Raw genomic sequence first — 22,830 nt, 5'->3', positions numbered from 1 at the left:
TACCGCTACGCCGCATCCTTCCCATGCGGATCGGCCGCGTTGAGCACCTGGACCACCCGGTCATAGTCCCCCCGCGCCTCGCCGTACCGCAGGAACTTGACGCGCTCGACCTGGAGCTCCTTCGCGTCCGGCTGGGTCTCGATGAGCTCCATGACCTCTCCGACGAACTCGTCGAGCGGCATGGCGAACTCGCTCTCGCGCTGGCCGGGCATCAGGTCGGTCGCGACCGACGGCGGCTCGAGCTCCACGATCTTCACGGACGTGTCGGCGAGCTGGAGGCGGATGCTCTCGCTGAGCATGTGCACCGCCGCTTTGCTGGCGTTGTAGCTGGGCGTCGCCTTGAGCGGCGTGAACGCCAGCCCGGACGAGACGGTCACGATGGTCGCGTCCGGCCGGGTCTGCAGGTGCTCGACGAAGGCGGCGATGAGGCGGATGGGCCCGAGGACGTTGGTGGTGACGATCGACTCCGCCGACTCCAGGAAGCCGGCAGACGTGTGCCAATCCTCGACCCGCATGATGCCGGCCATCGCGACGAGCACGTTCAGGTCGGGATGCGCGGCGAGCACCTGCGCGGACGCCTCCCGGATGCTGTCGGCGTCGGCCGTGTCGATGCGGATGGTGTCGATGCCGGGGTGCTCGGCGGCGATGCGCTCGAGCAGGTCGGCGCGGCGGCCGCCGACGATGACGGTGTTGCCGCGCTCGTGGAGGGCGACGGCGAGGGCGAGCCCGATGCCGCTGGTGGCGCCGGGGATGAAGACGGTGTTCCCTGTGATGTTCATGCCTCCACCATCGGGTGGCGGGCGAGGCGGAGGAAGTGGAGCGGTCATCCAGGGATCCGCGGTCCCTGGTTCGCACGTGCCCGCGCAGCCATCATGGAGGGATGGACCGCATCGCCCTCGCCGACTTCCTGCGCCGTCACCGCGAGGCGCTGCGCCCGGAGGACGTCGGCCTGCCCGAGGGAGCCCGCCGGCGCGCGCCCGGCCTGCGGCGCGAGGAGGTGGCGCTGCTGGCGGCCATGTCCACCGACTACTACACCCGCCTCGAGCAGCGCCGCGGCCCCCAGCCGAGCGAGCAGATGCTGTCGTCCCTGTCGCGCGCGCTCCGTCTCACCGACGACGAGCGCGACTACCTCTACCGCGTGGCCGGCCACAACACCCCCGACCGGTTCTCCGGCGGCGGACACGTCTCCCCGCGCTGCTGCGCGTGCTCGATCGGCTGGAGGACACGCCCGCGCTGGTGCTATCGAACCTCGGCGAGACCCTGGTGCAGAACCGCATGGCCGTCGCGCTGCTGGGCGACCGCTCCGGCTACACAGGCCTGGCGCGCAGCGAGTACTACCGCTGGTTCACCGAGCCGGAGACGGCGCGGGCGCAGTACCCCGAGGAGGACCGCGCCCGGCAGAGCCGCGCCCAGGTCGCCTCCCTGCGCGACGCGTACGGCGCCCTGGGTCCGCGGTCGCGTGCGGGCGAGCTGGTGCGGGCGCTGCTCGCTCAGAGCCCGGAGTTCGCGGAGCTGTGGGACCGGCACGAGGTCGCCCGGCGGTTCGAGGACCACAAGACGCTGCTGCATCCCGAGCTCGGCGCGATCGAGCTGGACTGCCAGGCGCTGTTCACCGAGGACCAGTCGCAGTGCCTGCTGGTGCTCACCGCCGCACCGCGCACCGAGGCCGCCGAGAAGCTGGCCCTGCTCTCGGTGCTCGGCACGCAGTCCTTCGCCCCTGCTGCGCCGGGCGGCGAAGCCCGGTAGCCTGGCGCGCATGAGCGCGGGGGCTGTCGACGATCCGACCGTGGTGTGGCTGCTGGAGGGCGACCCGTCCATCCGATGGCAGACGCTGCGGGATGTGGTGCAGGCACCCGACGAGGAGGTCGCCGCCGAGCGTTCCCGCGTCGAGCGCGAGGGCTGGGGCGCGGCGCTGCTCGACCGGCAGGACGCGTCGGGCGCTTGGGGCGGGACCGTCTGGAAGCCCGAGGACCGCGACGCCACCGACACCATCGCGCTCCTGCTCGCGCTGCTCGGCGCCGACGGAGAGCGTACCCGCGCCGCCCTCGACCGCACCGCCGCCGGCGTCGACTGGGGCGAGGAGTGGGGCCGCAGTCCGTTCTTCGACGGCGAGGTCGAGCCGTGCATCAACGGGAGGGTGCTCACCGCCGCCGCGCCGTACGGCCACGCGACGGAGACCGTCCTGGGCAAGCTGCTCGACACGCAGCAGACCGACGGCGGCTGGAACTGCTACGCCGAGACCCGCGACGACCCGGGCTCCTTCCACAGCACGATCTGCGTCGTGGAGGCGCTGGCGGCCTACCGCGATGCCGGCGGTCCGTCCGACGTGGCCGAGCCGCTGCGCCGCGGGCAGGAGTACCTGCTCGAGCGCAGCCTGATGCGCCGCAAGAGCACCGGCGAGCTGATCGACGAGTCCTGGCTCGACTTCCGCTTCCCGTACTACTGGAACTACGACGTCCTGCGCGGGCTCGACCACCTGCGGGCGTCGGGCGTGCCGTACGACGATCGCGCCGCAGAGGCGGTCGAGGTCGTCCGGTCGAAGCGCGGTTCGGACGGGCGGTGGACGCTGGACGCCCTGCTCCCGGGCCGGCCGGCCGTGACGTTCGAGGCGGTCGGCGAGGCGAGCCGGTGGAACACGCTGCGGGCGCTTCGCGTGCTGGAGTGGGCGGGCGTACAGTCCCCTGCATGACCGCTCGCACCCTGCTCCTCATCCGTCACGGCGAGAGCACGGCGAACGTCGCGGCTGCCGCCGCCGAGGCCGCCGGCGCCGAGGTCATCGTCGTCGAGGCGCGCGACCCCGATGTGTCCCTCTCTCCGCTCGGCGAACTCCAGGCGTCCGCGCTCGGGGCCCGGCTCCGCCCTGCGCTGCCGGCTGGCGCCGTCGTCTTCAGCTCGCCGTACCGCCGCGCGATCCAGACGGCGCGCTTCGCCCTCGGCGAGGAGGTGCCGTTGCGGATCGACGAGCGGCTGCGCGATCGCGAGCTCGGCATCCTGGACCGGCTGACCGCCGTCGGCGTCGAGCGCCGCCTGCCGCTGGAGGCGGAGCGGCGGCGCTGGTCCGGCAAGTTCTACTACCGGCCGCCGGGCGGCGAGGCGTGGACGGATGTCGCGCTGCGCATCCGCTCGTTCCTCCGCGACGCGCTCGACGCGACCCCGGGCGACGACGGCGTTGTGGTCGTCTTCGCGCACGACGCCGTGGTCAGCCTGTTCCTCTACGTGCTGCTTCGGATGACGGAGGCGCAGCTCGCCGAGCACCTGCTGACGCATCCTGTCGCCAACGCGTCGGTGACCGAGCTGACGTTCGACGGCGGCCAGTGGATGCTGGAGGCCTTCGCCGACGACGCGCACCTGGCCGCGGCGGGGCTCCCCTCGACCGACCACCCGGGAGAGGCACGCGCCGATGCGTGACCGGAAGGATGCCCGGCACGAGCCGGCCGAGACCGTCACACCCGAGCTGCTGCGCTCCTGGCCGCTGCCCGAGCCGTCCGGGTCGAAGAAGTCGCGCGGGGAGGTCCTGGTCGTGGGAGGGGCGCTCCGCTCCCCGGCGCCGCGATGCTCGCGGGGCGCGCCGCCCTGCGCGTGGGCGCCGGCCGGCTGACCCTGGCGATCGGATCCTCCGTCGCGGCCCAGGTCGCGGTCGCCGTGCCCGAGTCGGGCGTGGTTCCGTTGGCCGAGACGGCGGCCGGGAGCATCCGCGGCACCGGGATCCGCGCGGCGGCGGCCGACCTCGCGGGGGCCGACGCGGTCCTGCTGGGGCCCGGGCTCGACGACGCGGCGGAGACCGCCCGGATGCTGCCCCGCGCCGCCCGAGCCGCGGGCGGCGACACCGTGCTCGTGCTCGACGCCTACGCGCTCGGGGCGCTGGCCGGGCATCCGCGGCTCGCCGGCGACGGCCCGCGCATCCTGACCCCGAACACGGAGGAGGCCGCCCGGCTGCTCGGCCGCGAGACGGACGACCTCGACGCCGACGCCCGGGAGCTCGCCCGCCGGTACCGCGCGGTCGTCTCCTGCTTCGGCCGGATCGCCGCGCCGGACGGACGCCTGCTGACGGTCGGCGACGGGGACGTCGGGCTGGGCACGTCGGGCAGCGGCGACGCGCTGGCCGGAGCCATCACCGGCCTTGCCGCGCGCGGCGCCGACCCCCTCCAGGCGGCGGTCTGGGGCACCTACCTCCACGTCGCCGCCGGCCGCCACCTGACGGCCGCGATCGGCCCCCTCGGGTTCCTCGCATCGGAGATCGTGGACCGTCTGACGGCGGAGCTGAGCACCCTCTCCTGACGCGGTGCCCCCGCGAAAGTGCCCTCTAGCCGTGCGAACCGGCACCGCGTTACTCTCACGCCACATCCAGACACAGGAGCTGGAGTCGAGAGGGGAGTCCACCATGGACTGGAGCAACTTCTGGAGTGTCATCTGGCTGTTCTTCTGGAGCTTCGCCTTCGTGGCGTACCTGTTCGCGCTGTTCGCGATCATCAGCGACCTGTTCCGCGACCACAAGCTGAACGGGTGGTGGAAGGCGGTGTGGATCATCTTCCTGATCTTCGTGCCGTTCCTGACCGCCCTGGTCTACCTGATCGCCCGCGGCCCGGGCATGGCCGAGCGCAGCCAGAAGGAGGCGCGCCAGGTGCAATCGGCGACGGACGACTACATCCGCCAGGTCGCGGGGTCCAGCCCGGCCGATGAGATCGCGAAGGCCAAGGCGCTGCTCGACAGCGGCGCGATCACGCAGCAGGAGTTCGACCACCTGAAGGCGCGCGCGCTCTCGGGTCAGCACGCCGCTCCGGCCGCGCCTGCGCCCGCCGCGTCCGCCGCACCGGTGCCGCCCGCGGCCCCGGCCGGTCCCGCCACCCCGCCGCCGGCCGCGCCGACGGTCTGAACCCGGTCCGATGAGCGCCGGAGAACCGGCCGCGCCGCCTCCGGCACGAGCGCAGCGTCGCTGGCCGTTCCGGCGCCGCACCCGCCCGGCGCCCGAGGAGGCGCCGGGCGCTCCTGACAGCGAGACCGGAGTCGGAGGCCTCGGCCGCGGCAACCGCATCCTGATCGGGCTCGCCGCCGGCGTGGTGATCTCGTTCGGGATGGCCGCGATCACCGGCATCCTGGCCCCGACCCTGCTGGCCCTGGTCCTCACCATCTGCGCGCAGCCGGTGCGCGTCTGGCTGGAGCGGCACGGCACGCCGCAGGGGCTCGCGACGGGCGCCGTCGGACTGACCGTCTTCGCCCTGCTCGCCGGGTTCATCGGACTGCTGTGGGTGGCGACGGCGCAGTTCGTCGGGATGCTGCCCCAGTACAAGCCGCAGCTGGAGCAGCTGGGCGCCCAGATCGGGGCCTGGCTGCAGAGCATCGGGGTCGGCCCTCAGCAGGTGAAGGACATCGAGCAGGGCTTCAAGCCGGGCAACCTGCTCAATTTCTTCACCGGTCTGCTGGGCAACGCATTCGGGCTCGTGGCGTTCCTCGTCATCGTGCTCACGATGCTGATCCTGATGCCGGCGGACGCGGCCTACACGCCGAGCCTGCTCCGGCAGCTGGAGCCCACCCGACCCAACTTCGTCTACGCCTTCGTGACCTTCGGCCACTCCGTGCGTCGCTACATGGTGGTCACCACCCTGCTCGGGGTGGCGCAGGGCATCCTGAACGGCATCGTCCTGGTGATCCTCGGCGTGCCGGCGGCACTTCTGTGGGCGATCTTGTCGTTCCTGTGCAGCTTCATCCCGAACGTCGGCTATTTCTTCGCGCTGATCCCGCCGCTCGTCTTCGGCTACCTCACCGGCGGCTGGGGCACGGTCCTCGCGATCGTCATCGTCTACGGGCTCATCAACGCCGTCGTCCAGTCGGTCGTGCAGCCCAAGGTCGTCGGCAACGCCGTCGCGCTCAGCCAGACGCTCACCTTCTTCTGCGTGCTGTACTGGGCGGTGGTACTCGGGCCCATCGGCGCCATCCTGGCCGTGCCCCTCACGCTCCTGGTGCGGGCGGTTCTGGTCGACTCCGATCCCCGCTCCCGGATGTGGCGGCCCATCCTCGGCGACCTCAAGCACACCCGCGAGCTGATGAAGGCCGAGGCGCTGGCGCGCAAAGAGGACCGCCGCCAGGCCCATGCGGGAGGCGCGGGCGCCGCCCCGCCCCCGGCCGCCTAGCCGACGTGCTCGGCGACCGCCAGGTCGCTCCCGCCCTCGACGGTCAGCCGCCGCCCGATGCGCACCCGCTGCGGCTGCTCCGAGAACGCGCCGGCGAACAGCGCCTCGCCCTTGCGGAAGTGCGGCGACTCCGCCAGCACGTCGTGCGGGACGAAGCCGAACACGTCGCCGAGCTCGGCGAGGTCGCGCGGGGAGTTCATCCGCATCATCCCCAGGTTGTCGCACTGCGAGAGGACGTTCGGGTGGATCTTGGTCGGCCGCTGCGTCGACAGGAACAGCCACAGGCCGAACTTGCGGCCCTCTGCGGCGATCTGGATCAGCTGCTCGGTCAGCTGGGCCTCCACGCTCGACCGCGGCGACGGCGGGCAGAAGTTGTGCGCCTCGTCGATCACGATGAGAAGGGGTCGCCGCTCCATCCGCCGCTCCCACAGGTCCTCGAGGATGCCGAGCGCGGCCGCCTGCGGCTCGCCCGGGTGGGAGAAGCCGCCCACGTCGAGCACGACCGCCTGGGGCCGGTCCTCCACCGTCGTGGACGAGGATGCGCCGCCGAACGCCCACAGCGGCCAGTCCAGGATCTCGAGGTTGTCGATCCGCAGGCCCAGGCGACGCAGTGCCGAATCGTTCGAGGCGGCGAGCGTCTGGAGGAAGGTGTCGCGGGCGAAGTCCTCCGGGCTCACGTTGAGGTGGAGGAGCGCGTTGAACTGCTCCTCGTCGACGATCGGGTCCAGCCGCGCCACCGCCGCCTTCGACCGCACGCTGAGGTCGACGAAGCGGATGCGCAGCTGCGGCTCTCGCGGCGTGCTGGAGTGGAACACCCGGATGCCGAGCCGCGACCAGCGCTCCGCATCCGCCGCATCCACCTCATCGCGCGTCCGGCCCAGCTCGGTGAAGTCGGCGTTCGGATCGAGCACGGCGATCGGGAGCTCGGTGTGCAGGAGCAGCTGCTCGAGCACCACGCCGAGCGCGTACGTCTTGCCCGATCCGCTCTGCCCGCACCAGAACGTGTGCCGGTTGAAGCGGGAGCCGTCGATCACGGCCGGCGTGTCCGGCGCATCGGCCAGCGTCCCCACGGTGAGCGGAATCATGGGCGGATGCTAACGCCGCTCTCTCCCGCTTGGGCACCCCGGAATCCGGCGCCCCTCACACCGGTCGAAGCGACTCGGGGATGGGGAACGGCAGCGTGTAGATGAGCTGCGGCGCGTCGATGGCGCCGAAGTCGTCCTTCTTCACGACGATGCGCTCGGTGGAGACCTCGGTCAGTCGCACACGCAGCCGGCGTCCGTCCGCCAGCGCCAGCTCGTACCGGTCGGCGAGGTAGCCGATCCCGGCCGACTCCAGCAGCTCCTCCCCCGTCAGCCAGTCGACGGGGCCGCTCAGCTCGCGGCCGAGGAGGTCGACGGGCACGAACCCGTCGCCGTCGGGGCGCAGCCAGCCCAGGCGTTCGCCGTCCTCGCGGCGGTGCTCGATCCATCCCTGCATTCCGGATACCCTAGCGGGCTCGCGCGGACCTATGATGTGCGCGTCCGCACCCGGGCGCCCCGGCGACCAGGCGGACGCCGGTGGCCGAGGGAGGTGCGCCATGACCATGGATGTGGCTGCGACGGGCGAGCGGGCGGAGACGCCGCTGTCTGCGGAGGAGTTGTTCGAGGCGGGACGCGCGGCGCGGGCCGACGTGCCCCGCTCTGCGCACGCGGTCTACAAGCCGGCGCCGGACCGGGACCCCCTCGGCATCCTGCGCGCGCAGCACGAGGACCGCCTCCAGGACCTCATCGACCTGCGCGTCGAGCGGATGAGCGCCGACCCGTTCGCTTTCTACCGCGGCACGGCGGCCATCCAGGCGGCCGATCTGGCCACGGGACCGGACACGGGTGCGGAGGTCGTGGTGTGCGGGGACGCGCACCTCGGCAACTTCGGCATCTACCGGTCGCCGGAGGACTCGATGGTGTTCGACATCAACGACTTCGACGAGGCCACGGTCGGCCCCTGGGAGTGGGACCTGAAGCGCCTGCTGGCCAGCGTCGTGCTGGCCGGCCGCTCGATCGGCCTCCCTGCGCCGCGGATCCGCGAGACCACGCAGGGGACGGTCTCGACTTACCGGATCTGGCTTCGCCGGGCGCTCGAGGCGCCGCTGTACGCCCGGTACTTCTCGCCGGCCGCCGTGGAGACGGGCAGCGGGCGCAACCTCCTCAGCAACGACATGCTCAAGCTGATCGACGCGGTGATGAAGGAGTCCCGCAAGCGCACGACCGAGCACGTCGCCCGCAAGACGCTCGAGACCGGCGACGACGGCGTCCTGCGCTTCGTCGACCGGCCGCCGATTCTCCGGCGCGCGGAGCCGGAGGTGCAGGCGCTGGCGCAGTCCGCCTACGACCAGTACCGCGAGACCCTTCCGCCGAACACGGCCCTGCTCGCCTCGCAACTGCGGGTCGACGACGTGGCGCGCCGGGTCGTCGGGGTCGGCAGTGTGGGCACCCGCTGCTTCCTCATCGCCCTGCGCGGCCCGACCGGCGAGGTCGTCATCCTACAGCTGAAGGAGGCGGAGGCGTCCGTGGTGGAGCGGTTCGGCGGTGTCGCGGCGCTCCCGGGCTATCTGGACCTGTCGCTGCTGCCCGGGGAGCAGGGCTACCGCGTGGTCGCGTGCCAGCGCATCCTGCAGGCGGTGTCCGACCCGTTCCTCGGCTTCCTGCGCGTGGAGGGCTTCGCCTTCTACATGCGGCAGTTCCGCAACCGGAACGCGTCGTTCGACATCCCGGCGATGAACCCTGTCCAGTTCTTCGACTACGCCCGGATGTGCGGAGCGGTCCTCGCCCGGGCTCACGCCCGCTCGCCGAAGTCGGCCTTCATCTCCGGGTACATCGGTTCGGGCGCATCGTTCGTGCGCGCGGTCACGGAATGGGCGGAGCTGTACGCGGACCAGGCGGAGGCGGATTATGCGGAGTTCGTCGCGGCGGCGCGGGACGGGTACTTCGCGGTCGGGTGAGCGTGGGCGCCCGCACAACGTCGGAGTTTCAGCGCCGAATCTCCGACGAGAGGCAGTCCTGCAGGAACTCCTGTCGGGAGGGGGCCGATTCTCCGACGTAAGTGCGGCGCTTCAGCCCGCGCGTGACGCCGCCCGCTGCCCCTCGGGCAGCAGAAACGCGCGCACGGCCTCCAGCACGTCCGGGGTGTCGAGGTGGAGGCCGTGGCCGGCGTTGAAGACGGCGAGGGTCGCGTCCGGGACGCGTTCCGCCAGCACCTCGCCGTGCGGCAGCGGGGTGAGCGGGTCGTGGGTGCCGTGCACCACGAGCGTCCGGGCGCGGATGCGGGCGAGCACGTCGGCGCCGTCGTGGTCGCGGCTGGCGGCGAAGTGGCCGCGCAGCGCCGGGCGGGAGGCGGTGCGGGTGAAGAAGCGGTCGACGTCGGCGGGATGGGTGCTCGCCCATGAGTCGTCGAAGAACAGCGGCACCATCCGCCCGAGGTCGCCGCTGAGCAGGTCCGCGACGGCCGCCGGGTCTCGGCGCGCGGCGCTGCGGTCGCCGGAGGTGGTGGCCATGAGCACCAGACGCCGCACGCGTTCCGGGTGGTCAGCAGCCAGCCACTGCGCCACGCGGCCGCCCATCGAGTGGCCGACGACGTGCGCCGCAGCCACGCCGGCCGCGTCGAGGACTGCGACCGCATCGTCCGCGAACGCCCTGGTGGAGTAGAGGCCCGGGTCGCCGAGGCCGCTCTCGTCGATTCCGCGGTGGTCGTAGGCGATCACGCGGAAGTCGCGGGCGAGCGCGTCCGCGAACGGGCCCCAGCCGCGCATGCCCGTCGCCTGGCCGGCGATCAGCAGCACCGGCACGCCGACGCCCTTCTCCTCGTAGGCGATCGGCGTCCCGTCGTCGGCGGTCGCGAACTCCGTCATCGCGACTGCTCCGCAGCGGCGGGCATGGGGATGGGACGCTCGCGAACCGCCCGCGCGCTCCAGCGTCCCTCCGCCTTCGACACCCGGATGCGGTGCTCGAACGCCCGCGAGACCGTCTCGGTGGTGATGACGTCGTCGATGGAGCCCGCCGCGACCGTGCGCCCGTGCGCGATCAGGAGCGCGTGCGTGGTGGTCTCGGGCAGCTCCTCCAGGTGGTGCGTGACCAGCACAGAAGCGAGGTCGGGTGCGGTGTGCGCGAGGCCGTCGATCGTCTCCAGCAGCTGCTCCCGGGCCGCGACGTCGAGGCCGGTGGTGGGCTCGTCCAGCAGCAGGAGGCGCGGGTCGGAGATCAGCGCGCGGGCGACCAGGGCGCGGCCCCGCTCACCCTGCGACAGCGTGGGCCAGCGGGCCTCGCGGCGGTCATCCAGGCCGACCGCGTGGATGAGGTCGCGTGCCCGATGGAGCTCGGCCTCCGACGGCTCCCACCGCATCGGCGGCTCCAGCGAGCCGGTGATGCCGGTCAGGACGACCTCGGTCACCGTGAGCGGCGAGCGCACCGGGTGCCGCGGGTTGACGTGGCCGATGTGGCGGCGCAACTCCTGGAGGTCGACGCGGCCGAGAAGCCTGCCCAGCACCTCCACCGTGCCGGAGGTGGGGAACGCGACCGCCCCGCAGAACCCGAGCACCGTCGACTTGCCGGCGCCGTTCGGCCCGAGCAGTGCCCAGTGCTCCCCGCCCGCACGGTGAGGTCGATGCCTTCGAGGATGTGCGTCCCGTTACGACGGAAGGTCACGTCGCGCAGCTCGAGGACGGTGTTCGGAGTCACCGATCCACCCTATCCGCGACGGACCACCGGCTCGGCGCGGCCCGTCAAGGCCTCGCCGAGGGCTGCGCGCGGTGGGAGGGTAGGTGACATGACGACGATCGCGGCCGCGGGCCTGGCGACCTACGAGGCCGCGGCGGAGACGTCGAACGGCCACGTCGACCCCCTTCTGGATGCGCTGGCGGCGACGGACCCCCAGGCCGTCCCTCTGCCCGGCGCCGGGCGGACGCGCGACCGCTTCGCCGTGCTCGCCCGCGTAGCCACGGCGGACGTCACCGCGGCGCGCGTGCTCGAACCGCACCTCGACGCGCTCGCGATCCTCGCCGAGGCGGGACACCCGGTTCCGCCCGCGGGCACGACCTGGGGCGTCTTCGCGGCAGAAGCGCCGGGCTCCTCCCTTACCGCCGACCGCACCGCCGACGGCTGGACGCTCACCGGCGTGAAGCCGTGGTGCTCGCTCGGCGACCGGCTCACGCACGCGCTGGTGACCGCCCGGGACGGAGACGACCGGCGGATGTTCGCGGTCGACCTCCGCGCGCCGGGGGTCAGGGCCGAGCCCACCGCCTGGGTCGCCCGCGGGCTCGCCGAGGTGACCAGCGGGCCGCTCCGCTTCGACAGTGTGCCGGCCGAACCCGTCGGCGACCCGGGCTGGTACCTGGAGCGTCCCGGCTTCCGCTGGGGCGGCGTCGGCGTCGCCGCCTGCTGGTGGGGCGGCTGCGTGCCGTTCTTCCGCGCGCTCGCCGACCGTGCCGCCGCGTCCGACGACCCACTTCGTGCAGCCCGCACCGGCGAGCTCTACCGCGCGCTGGAGTCGGCGCGCCTCCACCTGGCCCGTGCCGCCGAGGCGATCGACGAGGGCGCCGGCGGAGACGAGGCCGCCGTGCTCGCGCACACGGTCCGCGGTGCCGCAGCCGATGCGGTCGCGCTGACTCTCGCGGCTGTCGGCGACCTGCTGGGACCGGCCGCGCTCGCCTTCGACGAGGCGCACGCCCGCCGCGCCGCCGACCTCGAGCTGTATGCCGCGCAGTACCACCGCGGCCGCGACGACGTCTCCCTGGCGAACCGCCTGCCCGGACTGGACGGCGAGTCCGCCTGGTGGTGAGCTTCGACCCGCGCGTCGCGGTCACGACCCCTGCGGAGTGGGAATCCGTGGCCGACTGGGATGCGGTTCCCTCCCTGGAACAGCTCCCGGCCGAACTGGTGGTCTTCTCCGCGCATCCGGACGACGAGACGTTGGGCGCCGGCGGCCTGATCGCCTGCACGGCGCGCGCCGGGTCGGCCGTCCGCGTGATCGTGGCGACGGCCGATGGGCCGGAACGCGTCGACGAGCTGGAGGCGGCGCTCGACGACCTCGGCGTCGCGGCGGCGCCCGACCGCGTGACAGCACTCGGTCTGCCCGACGGCGCGCTCAAGCACCACGCGCCGACCCTCCGGGCGCACATCGCAGACGTGCTCGACCGGCTGCCCGCCGAGGGTCGCGCGGGGCGCCTGCTCGTCGCGCCGTGGACGGGCGACCGCCACGGCGACCACCGCACGCTCGGCCGCGAGGTCGCGGCGGCGGCGCGCGACCGCGGCGAGCGCACCCTCCTCTACCCGGTGTGGCTGTGGCAGTGGGGCACGCCGGAGGACGTGCCGTGGGTGCGCGCGCACGACATCCCGCTGACGGATGCCGACCGCCGAAGCAAACGGCTGGCCCTGACCCGCTTCGCGAGCCAGCTCCGCACCCCCACGAACCCCGACGGCGTGCTGGAGCCGGGCTTCGTCGAGCGCGCCGTGACGGGCCGCGAGATCCTGATCGCGCCGCCCCCGAGCGCGGAGGAGCACTTCGAGCGGATGCACCGGGAGCGGGACGACCCCTGGCGGGTCCGCAGCCGCTGGTACGAGCGCCGGCGGCGTGCGGTGCTGACCGCGTCCCTCCCCGCGAGCGCTATGGCCGGGCGATCGAGCTGGGCTGCTCGGTGGGCGAGACGACGGCGCTCCTCGCAGACCGCTGCGACGAGCTGATCGCCGTGGACGGGTCGGCCGCGGCCGTCGAGACCGCCGCCGAGCGCGTCCGCGACCGGCCGCACGTCACGGTCGAGCGGATGCGCGTGCCCGACGAGTGGCCTCCGGGCCGCGCCGACCTCGTCGTGGTCTCCGAGCTGGCCTACTACCTGCCGGAGGACGAGTGGGATGCCGTGATCGACCGCATCCACGCGTCCCTGCGCCCCGGAGGCGAGGTGCTGCTGTGCCACTGGACGGGCGACGCGGACGACTTCGCCCAGTCCGGGGCGTCGGCGCATGCCCGATTCCGGGAACGCTCGCCGCTGTCCCCGGTCGTCCTGCATCAGGACGCCGAGTTCGTGCTGGAGGTGTTCGCGTGACGCCGATCCGTCGTATCGCGGTCGTGATCCCGGCACGCGACGAGGAGGGGACGCTGGAGGCGTGCCTCGCCTCGGTCGAGGAAGCAGCCGATCGCGTCGGTGTGCCCGTCGACATCGTGCTCGTCCTCGACGCGTGCACCGACGGGTCCGCGCAGATCGCCGCCCGGCATCCCCGGGTGCGGACCGCGTCCGTCGCCTTCCGCAACGTCGGGCGGAGCCGAGCACACGGCGTGGAACTGGCCCTCGCGGCACCCGACGATCATGGCCTCTGGCTGGCCTTTACCGACGCCGACAGCCGGGTCCCCCGAGGCTGGCTCGCGCAGCACCTGCGTGCCGGTGCGCGCGCCGACGCGTACATCGGCGCCGTCGTGCCGGTGCTGGACGACCTCGACCCGATCCGCCGCAGGGTGTGGGTCGACGGTCACCCGCCCGGCGCGACGCTGGGCCACGTGCACGGCGCCAACCTCGGGATGCGGGCCTCGGCGTACCGCAGGGCCGGCGGGTTCGCTCCACTGGACACCGCGGAGGACGTCGATCTCGCCGAGCGTCTGCGCGCCTCCGGAGCCGTGATCCTCTCGTCCGAGCGCGAGCCGGTGCTCACGTCCGCGCGACTGGCCGGCCGTGCTCCGCGCGGTTACGCCGGGTATCTCGAAGCCCTTGCGGTCGAAGCCGGCTGAGGTCTCCGGCATGGGTCACGGTTCGATCACGTTCGGGGTTCCTTCGACCGCTACCTAGCGGACGCACAGGCCCGCTCCCTACGCTCCCGCGTTATGACGCAGCGACACCCGGAGTGCCGGTGAGAGCAGGACCGCTTACTCGATGGCGCCTCGCCCGGCAGGCGCGGAGCGATGCAGCGGCCGTGCACGACGCACCGGCCGCCGGCCCCGAGACGACCACGCCGACGGTCGCCGCGCTGCAGGCCCGCGCCGACGCGTACGCCCGCCGCGAGGAGCAGCGGTTCTTCCGCGACATGCGCGGCGAGCTGACCGAGCACCGGGTCGTCACGGCCGCGCTGCGTGCCGACCTCGACGCCTACGACGACCGGCTGGAGCGGCTGCCCGAAGCCGACCGGCTCCGCATCGCCGAGGGACAGGGCCCCGCGTTCGAGGAGCTGCGCCGCCTGGAGCGCCGCATCCGCCGGGCGCACCGCCGCGCCGACCAGCTGAGCGCGCTCATCAACGCCCGCTTCACCACCGCGCAGCTCCGCGCCGCCCGGAGGTTCGACCGCACCGACGAGCGCACCGCCGTGTACTGGGGCGCGCTGCGGCGGGCGACCTCCGGCCGCGTGGCCGCGCAGCCCGCCCCGATCCGCCGCGCCGGCTGGCTGTCGTCGCGCGGCACCGCCGTCGATGCGCTGCATTCGATCGCTTCGCACGAGACCGACCCCAGGAGGACCGATGCCCCGGCGTGAACGACTCAATGACTACCGCGTCCCCCGCACCGGCGGCCTGCGCCGCCGCCTGCTATGGCGTCTGCGCCGCATGCGCCACGCGGTCGACGTCGAGACGCTGGAGGTGTTCGAGCACGAGCTCGCCGCCTTCGAGCGCGCCGGCGTCGCCGACCTGGAGCGGCAGCGCACCCGCAACGTCGCCGTCGCGTCCGCCCGCGTGGCGGAGGCGCAGGCACGCGAGGAGCTGATCCGCCGGGCCCTCGACCGGGTCGAGACGGACATCCGCCGCGCTGACGTGGACGCCGAACGGCTCGACGCCAAGCTCGCCGGTCACGACCCCGACTTCCACACCTACGCCTGAGAGGCCGCCATGGCTCGCGACATCGTCACCCGCCCTCCCCGGATGCGCCCCCGCGTGGGGCACGTCTCCCCGCTCGCCCACGTGCTCGTTTACGTGCTCCTGGTCGCCATGATCGCGGTGGACTACATCCTGCTCGCGCAGGCGCTCACCCTCCTGCTGCGCAACGACAGCCAGTACGGCTCCATCGGCGTGCAGATGTACGTGATCACCCTGGGCATCTCGCTCGCCGTGGTCACTCTGCCGCACGTCACCGCCATCCTGCTGCGGCGCGTGCAGGCCGGGGTGATGTCCCGTCGCTGGATCGCGGTCTCGATCGTGCTCGCGCTGGTCTGGGCGGCCATCCTCGCGGCGATCACCGTCGCCCGGATCAAGGCCGGCATCGACGCGCAGAGCGCCGGCGGCCTCACCGGGCTGGTCGGCGGCTCACAGACCACCGCGCCCGCCGGCTTCTCGTGGACCGCTCCCGACACGATCATGGCGTTCCTCATGCTCGGCGTGCTCGTCACGTCCGGAGCGATCAGCTTCGTGGTCGCCTGGCTCACGACCCGGCCGCTGCTGACCGCCGCCGAGAAGGCCCACGCCCACGCCGCGCGCCTCCGGGTGCACCGCGACCGGCTGCTCGGCGAGGCCGTCGCCGCGCAGGAGCGCACTCGATCCGCCATGCTGCTCGACGCCCACGACGCGGTGCGGTACACCGGCGCCCGCGTCACGTTCCACTCGCGGATGGACGTGGTGCGCGCTCAGCTCGCCACCCGCCTGGCGCAGCGCGAGCGCGACCCTGAGAGCACGAGCCAGATCATCCGGGAGCTGCGGTCGCGCCGCAGCGTCGAGGCGCCGGACGTGGTGCCTCCCCTGCCGCCGAGCGCCCCGGCCGGACCGAGCGGAGCCGCCCAGTGAGCACCCGCCTCCGTACCCGCCTCCGCCCGCGCCTGCTGGCCGCCGCGGCCGCCCTGGTCGCGGTGACCGCGGGCCTCACCGCATGCACACCGGCCACCGCCTCCGGCGAGGCCTGCGACCAGTCGCACAAGCGCAACCTCGGCGTGGTGGCGGGCAGCACCGCGAACGCGCCCGCCGTCGCCCTCCCCGCGTCCGCCTCCTCACAACTGGAGGCGGCGGGCAAGACGAACGGCTCCGTGACGGTCGTGGTCCCCTCCGGCACCCCGCAGGTCATGGGCACGACCGCGCTCGGATCGTCGGCGCAGGACGCGATCGTCTGCCAGAACGACCAGCGCACCAAGCTGACCCAGATCACGTCGTACATCGACGGGCTCAAGGCGGCCGCGCCGGAGGTCGACTTCCTGGGCGCGATCGACCAGGCCGCGCGCAACCTGGGCAGCGACCCGATGGGCGTCATCGTCGTCGGCAGCGGCCTCCAGACCACCGACCCGCTGAACTTCGCCGGCACCGGTCTGCTCTACGCCGATCCGGCGCAGGTCGTCGCCGATCTCACGGCGCGCAACCTGCTCCCCGCCGATCTCAAGGGCGTCACCGTCTACTGGTCCGGGATGGGCGACGTCGCGGGTGCGCAGCAGCCGCTGACCGTCCCGGCCCGGAGCAACCTCGAGGCGATCTGGTCGGCGGTCATCAAGGCCGCCGGCGGCACGCTGTCACTGCTGCCCGAGCCCGCGTCGGGCAGCGCCGCCGCGTCCCTCCCCGCCGTCACGCCGGTGACGGTCGAGGCCGTCGCGACCAAGACCGACTGGACGAAGCCCGTCGTCATCCGCAACAGCGACCTGCTGTTCACGAAGGACACCGCGTCCTTCTCCGACCCGGCCGCCGCGCAGAAGGTGCTGGCCACACTCGTGCCGGCCATCGAGCAGAACGGCAAGCCGGTGACCATCACCGGCACCGCCTCCAAGGACCAGGCGAAGGACAACACCGCCGACACCGCCCTGTCACTGCGACGGGCGGACGCGGTCAAGGCAGCGCTCGTCGCCCTCGGCGTCCCCGCCGCGTCGCTGCAGACCGCCGGCGTGGGCTACGAGTGGTGCGGCTGGAAGAAGGAGACCGACGCGTCGGGCGCGTACTCGGACGCGGTGGCGGAGCAGAATCGCACGGTCATCCTCACCTCGGCGGGCGTCGGGCTCTGCGACTGAGCGGGCTCTCACCCCGGACGGGAATCCGGCGGCGACGCCCGCGGTTGCCGCAACCATGACCACTATCGGACTCATCGGTTCAGGCCACATCGGATCCCAGCTCGCGCGCCTCGCGGTCGCGCGCGGCTACGACGTGGTGCTCAGCAACTCCCGCGGCCCCGAGACCCTGCAGGCCCTCGTCGACGAGCTCGGCGAGCACGCCCGCGCAGCGACCCCGCCGAGGCGGCCGCCGCCGGCGACATCGTCGTGGTGACCACCCCGCTCGCCGCGGAGGCCACCCTGCCGGTCGACGAGCTCGCCGGAAAGATCGTCATCGACACCAACAACTACTACCCGCAGCGCGACGGCCACATCGCGGAGCTGGACGACGAGTCGACGACCGTCGCGGAGCGCCTGCAGAAGGTGCTGCCCACGTCCAAGGTCGTGAAGGCGTTCAACCACATCGGCGCGCGCGAGCTCACCAGCCAGAGCCAGCCGGCCGGCTCCGAGGGCCGCCGCGCCCTCATCGTGGCGGGCGACGACGCCGGGGCACGCGAGCGCGTCGCGGCACTCATCGACGAGTTCGGCTTCGACCCGGTGGACATCGGCGAGCTGGCCGAGGGATGGCGTGCGCAGCGCGACACCCCGGCGTACGTGAAGCGCTACGACGCGGCGGGGCTGCGCGCGGCGCTGGGGGCGGCGAAGCGCTACCGCGACATCTGACCCGCTACGGGGCGGTGGGGCTCAGGCGGCCGTCTCGGCCGGCAGCAGCTCCACCGTCACCATGGCGTCGTCCGATTCGGCGGCCGCGCGAGAGGTCAGGTAGCTGCCGCTGACGAACGCGATCAGCCCGAACAGGAGCGCGACGACGAGGTCGGCCCATTCGGTGGGCGAGAGGTGCTGCAGCAGCCCTCCGGAGACCTCGCGGGTGTCGCCCGCGTCCGGTGCCAGGAGCAGCCCGAACGCCAGCGCGCAGACGGCGGCGGAGAATCCGAGGACGTACCAGGCGATTTCTTTCACACGCCTAGCAAACGCCCGTCCGGGAGGCGGCTGTAGAGCCTTGTGCTGTACGCGGGGGCCGTGTTATACGCGCCACGCGGACAAACCTCTGTACAAGCGCATGCGAACGCAACAGAATGAGGTTACATGAGCAGTCCTCATGTGATTCGCACGCCGGACCAGCGGCTCCGGATCTTCGTATCCTCCACGCTGCAGGAGCTCGCCGCCGAGCGCCGGGCCGCGCGAACCGCCATCGAACGCCTCCATCTCGCGCCCGTGATGTTCGAGCTGGGGGCCCGTCCCCATCCCCCGCGCGAGCTCTACCGGGCCTATCTGGAGCAGAGCGACGTCTTCGTCGGCCTGTACTGGGAGCGCTACGGCTGGACCGCCCCGGGCGAGGAGGTGTCCGGACTCGAGGACGAGTACAACCTCTGCCCGCCCGAACTGCCGCGCCTCCTGTACGTGAAGAGCCCGGCCGACAACCGGGAGCCGAAGCTCGCGACCCTGCTCGCGCGCATCCGGGACGACGACCGCGCCGCCTACAAGTACTTCGAGACGCCGAAGGAGCTGGCGGGGCTGATCGAGAACGATCTCGCCACGCTGCTCGCCGAGCGCTTCGACATGAGCCGGGCCGCCGTCACCGCCGACGTGGCCAGCGACGCCGACCGCGTGGTCGAGCCGGTGCGCCTCCCGGTGCCGCTCACCGGGCTGGTCGGGCGCGACGCCGACATCGCGTCCATCGTCGACCGGCTGCGGAACGGCACCCGGTTCGTCACCCTGGCCGGCCCGGGCGGGATCGGCAAGAGCAGGCTCGCGATCGCCGCAGCCCGCGCGGCCGCGCAGGACTTCGAGGACGGCGCCGTCTTCGTCGACCTCTCGGCCGTCCACGACCCGCAGCGGGTGCCCAACCGCATCGCTCAGGCGCTCGGCGTCCGCGACACCGGCGACGCGCCCATCATGGACAACCTGGTCACCGCACTGCGCGACCGCCGTATCCTGCTCGTGCTCGACAACTTCGAGCAGGTGCTGGACGCAGCGCCCCAGCTGACCGGACTGCTCGCCGCCGCACCCGGCCTGTCCATCCTCGTGACCAGCCGCGCCCTGCTGCGGGTGAGTGCGGAGCAGAGCTACGAGGTGGGTCCTCTGGCCGAGGACTCGGCGGTGAACCTGTTCGTCGAGCGCGCGCATGCGGTGAAGCCCGACTTCGAGATCACGCCGGAGAACCAGGAGGCCGTCGCGCGCGTCTGCGCCGCCCTCGACGGCGCCCCGCTCGCGATCGAGCTCGCGGCGGCCCGCATCCGGGTGCTCTCCCCCGCCGAGCTGCTGGACCGCCTCGACCGCCGGTTGTCGGTGCTCGTCGGCGGCTCCCGCGACCTCCCGGAGCGGCAGCAGACGATCCGCCGCACCATCGAGTGGAGCACGCAGCTGCTCGCCCCCGAGCAGCGCCGGCTGCTGGCCCGGCTCGGCGTCTTCGAGGGCGGCTTCACGCTGGAGGCGGCGGAGTCCGTCGGGGACGGCGACGGGATGGACGTGCTCAGCGAGCTCGCGGTGCTGATCGACTCCAGCCTGGTGTCGCAGCACGACAGCGACGACCGCCCGCGCTTCACGATGCAGGCGATCGTGCGCGAGTACGCCCGCGAGCAGCTGGCGACTGACGGCGAGCTGGACAGCGCGCGGGAAGCCCACGCGCGGTACTTCATCGACCTCGGGGCGCGAGCGCGGCTCCCGCTCAAGGCCGGCGGCCAGCGCGAGTGGATGCAGCGGCTCGGCGACGAGCGCGACAACCTGCGGGCGGCCGAGCGGTTCCTCCTGGACGCCCGCGACTGGGACCGGGCCGCCCAGCTCGCCTTCCCGCTCTTCCTCTACTTCTGGGTCACCGGACTGCTCGGCGAGGTCCGCACGTGGATGGACGAACCGCTCGAGTCCGGGGACACCCTGCAGGACCGCACCCGCGCCATCGCGCTCTACTTCACCCGGACCATCCGGTTCTGGAAGGACCCGGACGGCCGGGTCGCCGCCGACCTCTCCGAGGCCGCCGACCTGTTCCGCCGCTGCGGCGACCGCTCCGGCGAGGCGATGGCGATGATCTCGCTGGCGCTCGCCCTGATGGCGGGCGAGAAGCCGGACACGGCGCGGGCGGGCGAGGTGATGGACCGCAGCCTCGCGCTGTTCCGGGAGACCGGCGACGGCTGGGGCGAGTCGATGGCGCTGGTCCTGCTCGGGCGCGTGGCCCTGCTGCAGCAGCACCTCCACACCGCCTTCGAGCGCTTCGACGAGTCGCTGGCCCTGACCCAGCGCAGCGGGGACGCCGTCGGCGGCCGCATCGCCGCCTACCACCTGGGCTGGGCGCACCTCCTGCTCGGGTCGCCCGAGGACGCCAGGAAGGACTTCGCCCTGAGCGTCACCCTGTCGACCTCGCTCGGTCACATCGAGGGCATCGCCTACGGGCTGGAGGGCCTGGCGGCCGTCGCCGCGCTCGCGGGCGATGTGGACCGCGCCGGCCGTCTCGCCGGGGCGGCGCACGCACTGCGGGAGCGATCGGGCACGCACAACGGGCCGACCTTCACCTTCCACCAGCGCTACCTGGATCGGCTGGCCGCCGCCACTGCTCCCGGACGCCTGGCCGCGGCGGTCGCCGAGGGCCGTGAGCTCGGCGTCGAGCAGGCGGTGGCAGAGGCATTGACCGAGCCCGCGATCAACTGACGGCTTAAACGTTGGAACCCCGGCACCAGAACGGTGCCGGGGTTCCGCCAGATCCCGGTGGGCGCACCCGAAACGCCGGCCGGGATGGTCTGTGCGTCAGGCGATGAGCGCCTGCTCCGAGGTCTCCTCGACGCGGGCCGGCGACACCCAGGCGCCGTACACGGCGACGCGGGCCGACTCCTGTGTCGCGTAGACGCCCAGCTCGCGGCCGGTGCAGTCGGTGGCGACGAAACCGTCGTGGTTGCGGTCCACCATGCCGACGTAGGCGGTCGGCGTCGAAGCCACCCACAGCGCCTCCGCCGGCGAGTGCCAGGTGACGTACTCGGTCGGGAGGTCGATGATGTCGGCGAGCTGTTCGGCCATGGTCGTTTCCTTACTTCGCTTCCGTCGGGGTCGATCGCAAGATCTATTCAGATGATCGAACTATCCATCTGGCGAAGCAAGAAAATGCGGGGGCCTTGTTTTCCCTCAGGCCATCCGCTATAAGCAGTGGCCCAGCGTCATCGCTGGGCGGGGGGACGCAGCTCCGATTCCTCCATGACGACCATCCCGGAGGCGCGGGCACCGGTCTGGATCATCGCCTCGATCCAGTCCTTGTTGAGCGTCGGGACCTTGGAGCCGGAGAAGAAGATGTGCAGGGGGACGCCGTTGTCGACCCAGATGGTGTGACGGCCGCTCCCGAGCTCCGCGGGGACCGGCCAGGTGAGGAAGAAGTTCTCACCGCGACGCAGCTTCGTGCTGATCGCGATCTGGATGTGGAAGAGCAGACGGTCGTCGAGTTCGTAGCTTTCGCCGTCGTAGCGGAGGGTGCCCACAGGTGCCTTTCGTGTGTCGGGTTGGCGCGCGTTCTGTGCTCACCGAAGCATATACGCGCCCGATACAGGTGTATCGTGACCGCGCGATAGAGTTTTTCGCAACCCGATGAAAGGAATCACGGCATGATCGTTCACCGCCTCACGGTCGATGGAAAGGACTACTTCCTCCCCGATCCGGTGGACGACCTGCGCGGGAAGATCCTCGAGGCCGTGCGCGCCGGCGGCGGCTACGTCACCATCCCTCCGCTGCGCGGAGGCCCCGGCGTCGACGTGCTGTTCTCCCCGGGCATGCCGGTGACGTGGGCGCAGATCGAGGTCGACCCTCCCGCCACGCGTCAGGAGGAGCCGCGCGTCGACATCGACTCGTTCGACGCGCTCTGAGCACGCGCTGAGCATCGTGGATGCGCGCGACCTGTCGTCAGGTCGCGCGCATTCGTCGTCTCAACGGCGATTCGTGCGGGCGCGGTACCACGAGCGCAGGGCGTTGGCCGGCTGCGGTTTCGAGATCCAGTAGCCCTGAGCGCGGTCGCATCCCGCCTCGGCCAGGCGGTCGAACTGCAGCTGCTCCTCGACGCCCTCTCCGACCACGCGGATGCCGCGGTGGTGGGCTTCGGTGATGATCTGCGCGACCTCGCGGACGCGCGAGTCGTCCTGCACGAGGCTGCGGTCGAGCTTCAGCTCGCGTGCGTGCAGCGACTCCACGCGCGCGAACGACGAGTGCCCCGTGCCGAAGTCGTCCACGGAGATGGTCACCCCGCGGGCGGCAAGCGCCTCGAGCGGCGCCGCCACGCGCTCCGGGTGCTCGACGCTGTGACTCTCGGTCACCTCCACCACCAGCGTGTGCGGATTGCAGCGTCCGGTCGCGAACGCGCCGTCGAACATGTCGTAGAGCGAGGGGTCCTCGAGCTGGGTGGCCGACACGTTCACCGCGACGTCGATGACGCAGCCCGGAACGTACTCGGTGGTCACGTCGGAGATGATGCGCGCCGTGAGGAGCGGTAGCAGGCCGGTCTTCTGCGCGACGTCGACGAAGATGTCGGGAGCGATGGGCCCGCGCGCCGGATGCGTCCAGCGGGCCAGCGCCTCCACGCCCACCACGGTTCCGTCGGCGACCGCGACCTGGGGCTGATAGGCAGCAAGGACCTGGCGCTGCGCCAGCGCGATCTCGAGATCGCGGGCGAAGTCCTCGAGGGTCCCGTCCACCAACGTCATCTTTCCGATGGTCCCCACGCGCGGGAAAGTTGTCAACTTTCCCGCTGACCCCTTGCGCAAACAGCCCCTGGACCG

The 22,830-nt window shown here is 72.6% G+C and carries 23 protein-coding genes and 4 pseudogenes; 18 read left to right on the top strand and 9 right to left on the bottom strand.

What is annotated here, in order from left to right:
• Window positions 1–5: 5 nt before the first annotated feature.
• On the bottom strand, window positions 6–779 hold the full coding sequence (locus ACRAWB_RS02315; RefSeq protein WP_431351874.1) for an SDR family oxidoreductase: 774 nt from the start codon (window positions 777–779) through the stop codon (window positions 6–8).
• Window positions 780–880: 101 nt separating this feature from the next.
• On the opposite strand from ACRAWB_RS02315, the pseudogene ACRAWB_RS02310 reads away from it, so the two are divergent.
• The 6 genes and pseudogenes from ACRAWB_RS02310 (at window position 881) to ACRAWB_RS02285 (ending at window position 6,128) form a co-directional block, all read left to right on the top strand.
• Window positions 881–1,746 (top strand): annotated as a pseudogene (locus ACRAWB_RS02310) (helix-turn-helix transcriptional regulator).
• A gap of 10 nt (window positions 1,747–1,756) precedes the next feature.
• Window positions 1,757–2,689, top strand: a complete 933-nt coding sequence (locus ACRAWB_RS02305) for a hypothetical protein (protein WP_431351873.1) — start codon at window positions 1,757–1,759, stop codon at window positions 2,687–2,689.
• Window positions 2,686–3,408, top strand: a complete 723-nt coding sequence (locus ACRAWB_RS02300; protein WP_431351872.1) for a histidine phosphatase family protein — start codon at window positions 2,686–2,688, stop codon at window positions 3,406–3,408. Before ACRAWB_RS02305 ends, ACRAWB_RS02300 begins: the two co-directional genes overlap by 4 nt.
• Window positions 3,401–4,278: pseudogene (locus ACRAWB_RS02295) on the top strand (NAD(P)H-hydrate dehydratase). Before ACRAWB_RS02300 ends, ACRAWB_RS02295 begins: the two are co-directional and overlap by 8 nt.
• 103 nt (window positions 4,279–4,381) lie before the next feature.
• Window positions 4,382–4,762 (top strand): annotated as a pseudogene (locus ACRAWB_RS02290) (SHOCT domain-containing protein); the annotation flags it as partial.
• A gap of 121 nt (window positions 4,763–4,883) precedes the next feature.
• Window positions 4,884–6,128: an AI-2E family transporter gene (locus ACRAWB_RS02285; protein ID WP_431351871.1), complete on the top strand. Its 1,245-nt coding sequence runs from the start codon at window positions 4,884–4,886 to the stop codon at window positions 6,126–6,128.
• Here ACRAWB_RS02285 and ACRAWB_RS02280 read toward each other — a convergent pair.
• Both ACRAWB_RS02280 and ACRAWB_RS02275 read right to left on the bottom strand, forming a co-directional pair.
• Window positions 6,125–7,213 carry an ATP-binding protein gene (locus ACRAWB_RS02280; protein ID WP_431351870.1) on the bottom strand — a complete coding sequence of 363 codons (1,089 nt, stop codon included), beginning with the start codon at window positions 7,211–7,213 and terminating at the stop codon, window positions 6,125–6,127. The two genes, ACRAWB_RS02285 and ACRAWB_RS02280, sit on opposite strands and share 4 nt — an antisense overlap.
• A 55-nt stretch (window positions 7,214–7,268) precedes the next feature.
• Entirely contained in the window at window positions 7,269–7,607 is a 339-nt protein-coding gene (locus tag ACRAWB_RS02275; RefSeq protein ID WP_431351869.1) for a hypothetical protein, read from the bottom strand.
• 100 nt (window positions 7,608–7,707) lie between these two features.
• On the opposite strand from ACRAWB_RS02275, the gene ACRAWB_RS02270 reads away from it, so the two are divergent.
• A complete protein-coding gene (locus ACRAWB_RS02270) occupies window positions 7,708–9,108 on the top strand; it encodes a DUF2252 domain-containing protein (protein ID WP_431351868.1) in 1,401 nt (466 codons plus the stop codon).
• 111 nt (window positions 9,109–9,219) lie between these two features.
• Here ACRAWB_RS02270 and ACRAWB_RS02265 read toward each other — a convergent pair whose 3' ends face one another.
• Window positions 9,220–10,014, bottom strand: coding sequence for an alpha/beta fold hydrolase (locus ACRAWB_RS02265; protein WP_431351867.1), 795 nt, complete (start codon window positions 10,012–10,014; stop codon window positions 9,220–9,222).
• A complete protein-coding gene (locus ACRAWB_RS02260) occupies window positions 10,011–10,700 on the bottom strand; it encodes an ABC transporter ATP-binding protein (RefSeq protein ID WP_431351866.1) in 690 nt (229 codons plus the stop codon). The genes ACRAWB_RS02265 and ACRAWB_RS02260 overlap by 4 nt, the downstream gene beginning before the upstream one ends.
• Window positions 10,701–10,928: 228 nt before the next feature.
• On the opposite strand from ACRAWB_RS02260, the gene ACRAWB_RS02255 reads away from it, so the two are divergent.
• The 9 genes and pseudogenes from ACRAWB_RS02255 to ACRAWB_RS02215 all read left to right on the top strand — a co-directional run bounded on the left by ACRAWB_RS02255 (window position 10,929) and on the right by ACRAWB_RS02215 (window position 17,749).
• A complete protein-coding gene (locus ACRAWB_RS02255; protein WP_431351865.1) occupies window positions 10,929–11,939 on the top strand; it encodes an acyl-CoA dehydrogenase family protein in 1,011 nt (336 codons plus the stop codon).
• Window positions 11,933–12,841 carry a PIG-L deacetylase family protein gene (locus tag ACRAWB_RS02250; RefSeq protein WP_431351864.1) on the top strand — a complete coding sequence of 303 codons (909 nt, stop codon included), beginning with the start codon at window positions 11,933–11,935 and terminating at the stop codon, window positions 12,839–12,841. Before ACRAWB_RS02255 ends, ACRAWB_RS02250 begins: the two co-directional genes overlap by 7 nt.
• The gene (locus tag ACRAWB_RS02245) at window positions 12,796–13,200 is read left to right on the top strand and encodes a class I SAM-dependent methyltransferase (RefSeq protein WP_431351863.1); all 405 of its coding nucleotides are present in this window, start codon (window positions 12,796–12,798) and stop codon (window positions 13,198–13,200) included. Before ACRAWB_RS02250 ends, ACRAWB_RS02245 begins: the two co-directional genes overlap by 46 nt.
• On the top strand, window positions 13,197–13,877 hold the full coding sequence (locus tag ACRAWB_RS02240) for a glycosyltransferase (protein ID WP_431351862.1): 681 nt from the start codon (window positions 13,197–13,199) through the stop codon (window positions 13,875–13,877). The genes ACRAWB_RS02245 and ACRAWB_RS02240 overlap by 4 nt, the downstream gene beginning before the upstream one ends.
• Window positions 13,878–14,059: 182 nt before the next feature.
• On the top strand, window positions 14,060–14,611 hold the full coding sequence (locus ACRAWB_RS02235; RefSeq protein WP_431351861.1) for a hypothetical protein: 552 nt from the start codon (window positions 14,060–14,062) through the stop codon (window positions 14,609–14,611).
• Window positions 14,598–14,951 (top strand): hypothetical protein, encoded by a 354-nt coding sequence (locus ACRAWB_RS02230; protein WP_431351860.1) that lies wholly within the window; start codon window positions 14,598–14,600, stop codon window positions 14,949–14,951. The genes ACRAWB_RS02235 and ACRAWB_RS02230 overlap by 14 nt, the downstream gene beginning before the upstream one ends.
• A 9-nt stretch (window positions 14,952–14,960) precedes the next feature.
• Window positions 14,961–15,848 carry a hypothetical protein gene (locus tag ACRAWB_RS02225; protein WP_431351859.1) on the top strand — a complete coding sequence of 296 codons (888 nt, stop codon included), beginning with the start codon at window positions 14,961–14,963 and terminating at the stop codon, window positions 15,846–15,848.
• Window positions 15,845–17,047, top strand: a complete 1,203-nt coding sequence (locus ACRAWB_RS02220) for an OmpA family protein (protein ID WP_431351858.1) — start codon at window positions 15,845–15,847, stop codon at window positions 17,045–17,047. Before ACRAWB_RS02225 ends, ACRAWB_RS02220 begins: the two co-directional genes overlap by 4 nt.
• A 55-nt stretch (window positions 17,048–17,102) precedes the next feature.
• Window positions 17,103–17,749: pseudogene (locus tag ACRAWB_RS02215) on the top strand (NADPH-dependent F420 reductase).
• 21 nt (window positions 17,750–17,770) lie between these two features.
• On the opposite strand, the gene ACRAWB_RS02210 reads toward ACRAWB_RS02215, so the two are convergent.
• A complete protein-coding gene (locus tag ACRAWB_RS02210) occupies window positions 17,771–18,046 on the bottom strand; it encodes a hypothetical protein (RefSeq protein ID WP_431351857.1) in 276 nt (91 codons plus the stop codon).
• A gap of 126 nt (window positions 18,047–18,172) precedes the next feature.
• On the opposite strand from ACRAWB_RS02210, the gene ACRAWB_RS02205 reads away from it, so the two are divergent.
• The gene (locus ACRAWB_RS02205) at window positions 18,173–20,728 is read left to right on the top strand and encodes a DUF4062 domain-containing protein (protein WP_431351856.1); all 2,556 of its coding nucleotides are present in this window, start codon (window positions 18,173–18,175) and stop codon (window positions 20,726–20,728) included.
• Window positions 20,729–20,824: 96 nt separating this feature from the next.
• Here the strand turns inward: ACRAWB_RS02205 and ACRAWB_RS02200 are convergent, their stop codons facing one another.
• Together ACRAWB_RS02200 and ACRAWB_RS02195 are read right to left on the bottom strand one after the other, a co-directional pair.
• Entirely contained in the window at window positions 20,825–21,091 is a 267-nt protein-coding gene (locus ACRAWB_RS02200; protein WP_431351855.1) for a hypothetical protein, read from the bottom strand.
• Between the two features lie 137 nt (window positions 21,092–21,228).
• Window positions 21,229–21,543: a hypothetical protein gene (locus ACRAWB_RS02195; protein WP_363807913.1), complete on the bottom strand. Its 315-nt coding sequence runs from the start codon at window positions 21,541–21,543 to the stop codon at window positions 21,229–21,231.
• Window positions 21,544–21,666: 123 nt separating this feature from the next.
• Here ACRAWB_RS02195 and ACRAWB_RS02190 point away from each other — a divergent pair, with 123 nt between their 5' ends.
• Window positions 21,667–21,924 (top strand): hypothetical protein, encoded by a 258-nt coding sequence (locus tag ACRAWB_RS02190; RefSeq protein ID WP_121259778.1) that lies wholly within the window; start codon window positions 21,667–21,669, stop codon window positions 21,922–21,924.
• A 60-nt stretch (window positions 21,925–21,984) separates the two neighbouring features.
• Here ACRAWB_RS02190 and ACRAWB_RS02185 read toward each other — a convergent pair whose 3' ends face one another.
• Window positions 21,985–22,755 (bottom strand): EAL domain-containing protein, encoded by a 771-nt coding sequence (locus ACRAWB_RS02185; RefSeq protein WP_431351854.1) that lies wholly within the window; start codon window positions 22,753–22,755, stop codon window positions 21,985–21,987.
• Window positions 22,756–22,830 lie beyond the last annotated feature (75 nt).

This window comes from Leifsonia poae (genome assembly GCF_050632865.1).
Classification (GTDB): domain Bacteria; phylum Actinomycetota; class Actinomycetes; order Actinomycetales; family Microbacteriaceae; genus Leifsonia; species Leifsonia poae_B.
This window is presented reverse-complemented; position numbering and strand designations above follow the sequence as displayed.

Excerpts from the sequence above, each read along its gene's own strand:
- ACRAWB_RS02230 (WP_431351860.1), top strand. The coding sequence starts at position 14,598 with ATGCCCCGGCGTGAACGACTCAATGACTACCGCGTCCCCCGCACCGGC.
- ACRAWB_RS02190 (WP_121259778.1), top strand. The coding sequence starts at position 21,667 with ATGATCGTTCACCGCCTCACGGTCGATGGAAAGGACTACTTCCTCCCC.
- ACRAWB_RS02205 (WP_431351856.1), top strand. The coding sequence starts at position 18,173 with ATGAGCAGTCCTCATGTGATTCGCACGCCGGACCAGCGGCTCCGGATC.
- ACRAWB_RS02255 (WP_431351865.1), top strand. The coding sequence starts at position 10,929 with ATGACGACGATCGCGGCCGCGGGCCTGGCGACCTACGAGGCCGCGGCG.
- ACRAWB_RS02300 (WP_431351872.1), top strand. The coding sequence starts at position 2,686 with ATGACCGCTCGCACCCTGCTCCTCATCCGTCACGGCGAGAGCACGGCG.
- ACRAWB_RS02305 (WP_431351873.1), top strand. The coding sequence starts at position 1,757 with ATGAGCGCGGGGGCTGTCGACGATCCGACCGTGGTGTGGCTGCTGGAG.
- ACRAWB_RS02265 (WP_431351867.1), bottom strand. The coding sequence starts at position 10,014 with ATGACGGAGTTCGCGACCGCCGACGACGGGACGCCGATCGCCTACGAG.
- ACRAWB_RS02280 (WP_431351870.1), bottom strand. The coding sequence starts at position 7,213 with ATGATTCCGCTCACCGTGGGGACGCTGGCCGATGCGCCGGACACGCCG.
- ACRAWB_RS02225 (WP_431351859.1), top strand. The coding sequence starts at position 14,961 with ATGGCTCGCGACATCGTCACCCGCCCTCCCCGGATGCGCCCCCGCGTG.
- ACRAWB_RS02185 (WP_431351854.1), bottom strand. The coding sequence starts at position 22,755 with ATGACGTTGGTGGACGGGACCCTCGAGGACTTCGCCCGCGATCTCGAG.
- ACRAWB_RS02275 (WP_431351869.1), bottom strand. The coding sequence starts at position 7,607 with ATGCAGGGATGGATCGAGCACCGCCGCGAGGACGGCGAACGCCTGGGC.
- ACRAWB_RS02285 (WP_431351871.1), top strand. The coding sequence starts at position 4,884 with ATGAGCGCCGGAGAACCGGCCGCGCCGCCTCCGGCACGAGCGCAGCGT.
- ACRAWB_RS02270 (WP_431351868.1), top strand. The coding sequence starts at position 7,708 with ATGACCATGGATGTGGCTGCGACGGGCGAGCGGGCGGAGACGCCGCTG.
- ACRAWB_RS02315 (WP_431351874.1), bottom strand. The coding sequence starts at position 779 with ATGAACATCACAGGGAACACCGTCTTCATCCCCGGCGCCACCAGCGGC.
- ACRAWB_RS02200 (WP_431351855.1), bottom strand. The coding sequence starts at position 21,091 with ATGGCCGAACAGCTCGCCGACATCATCGACCTCCCGACCGAGTACGTC.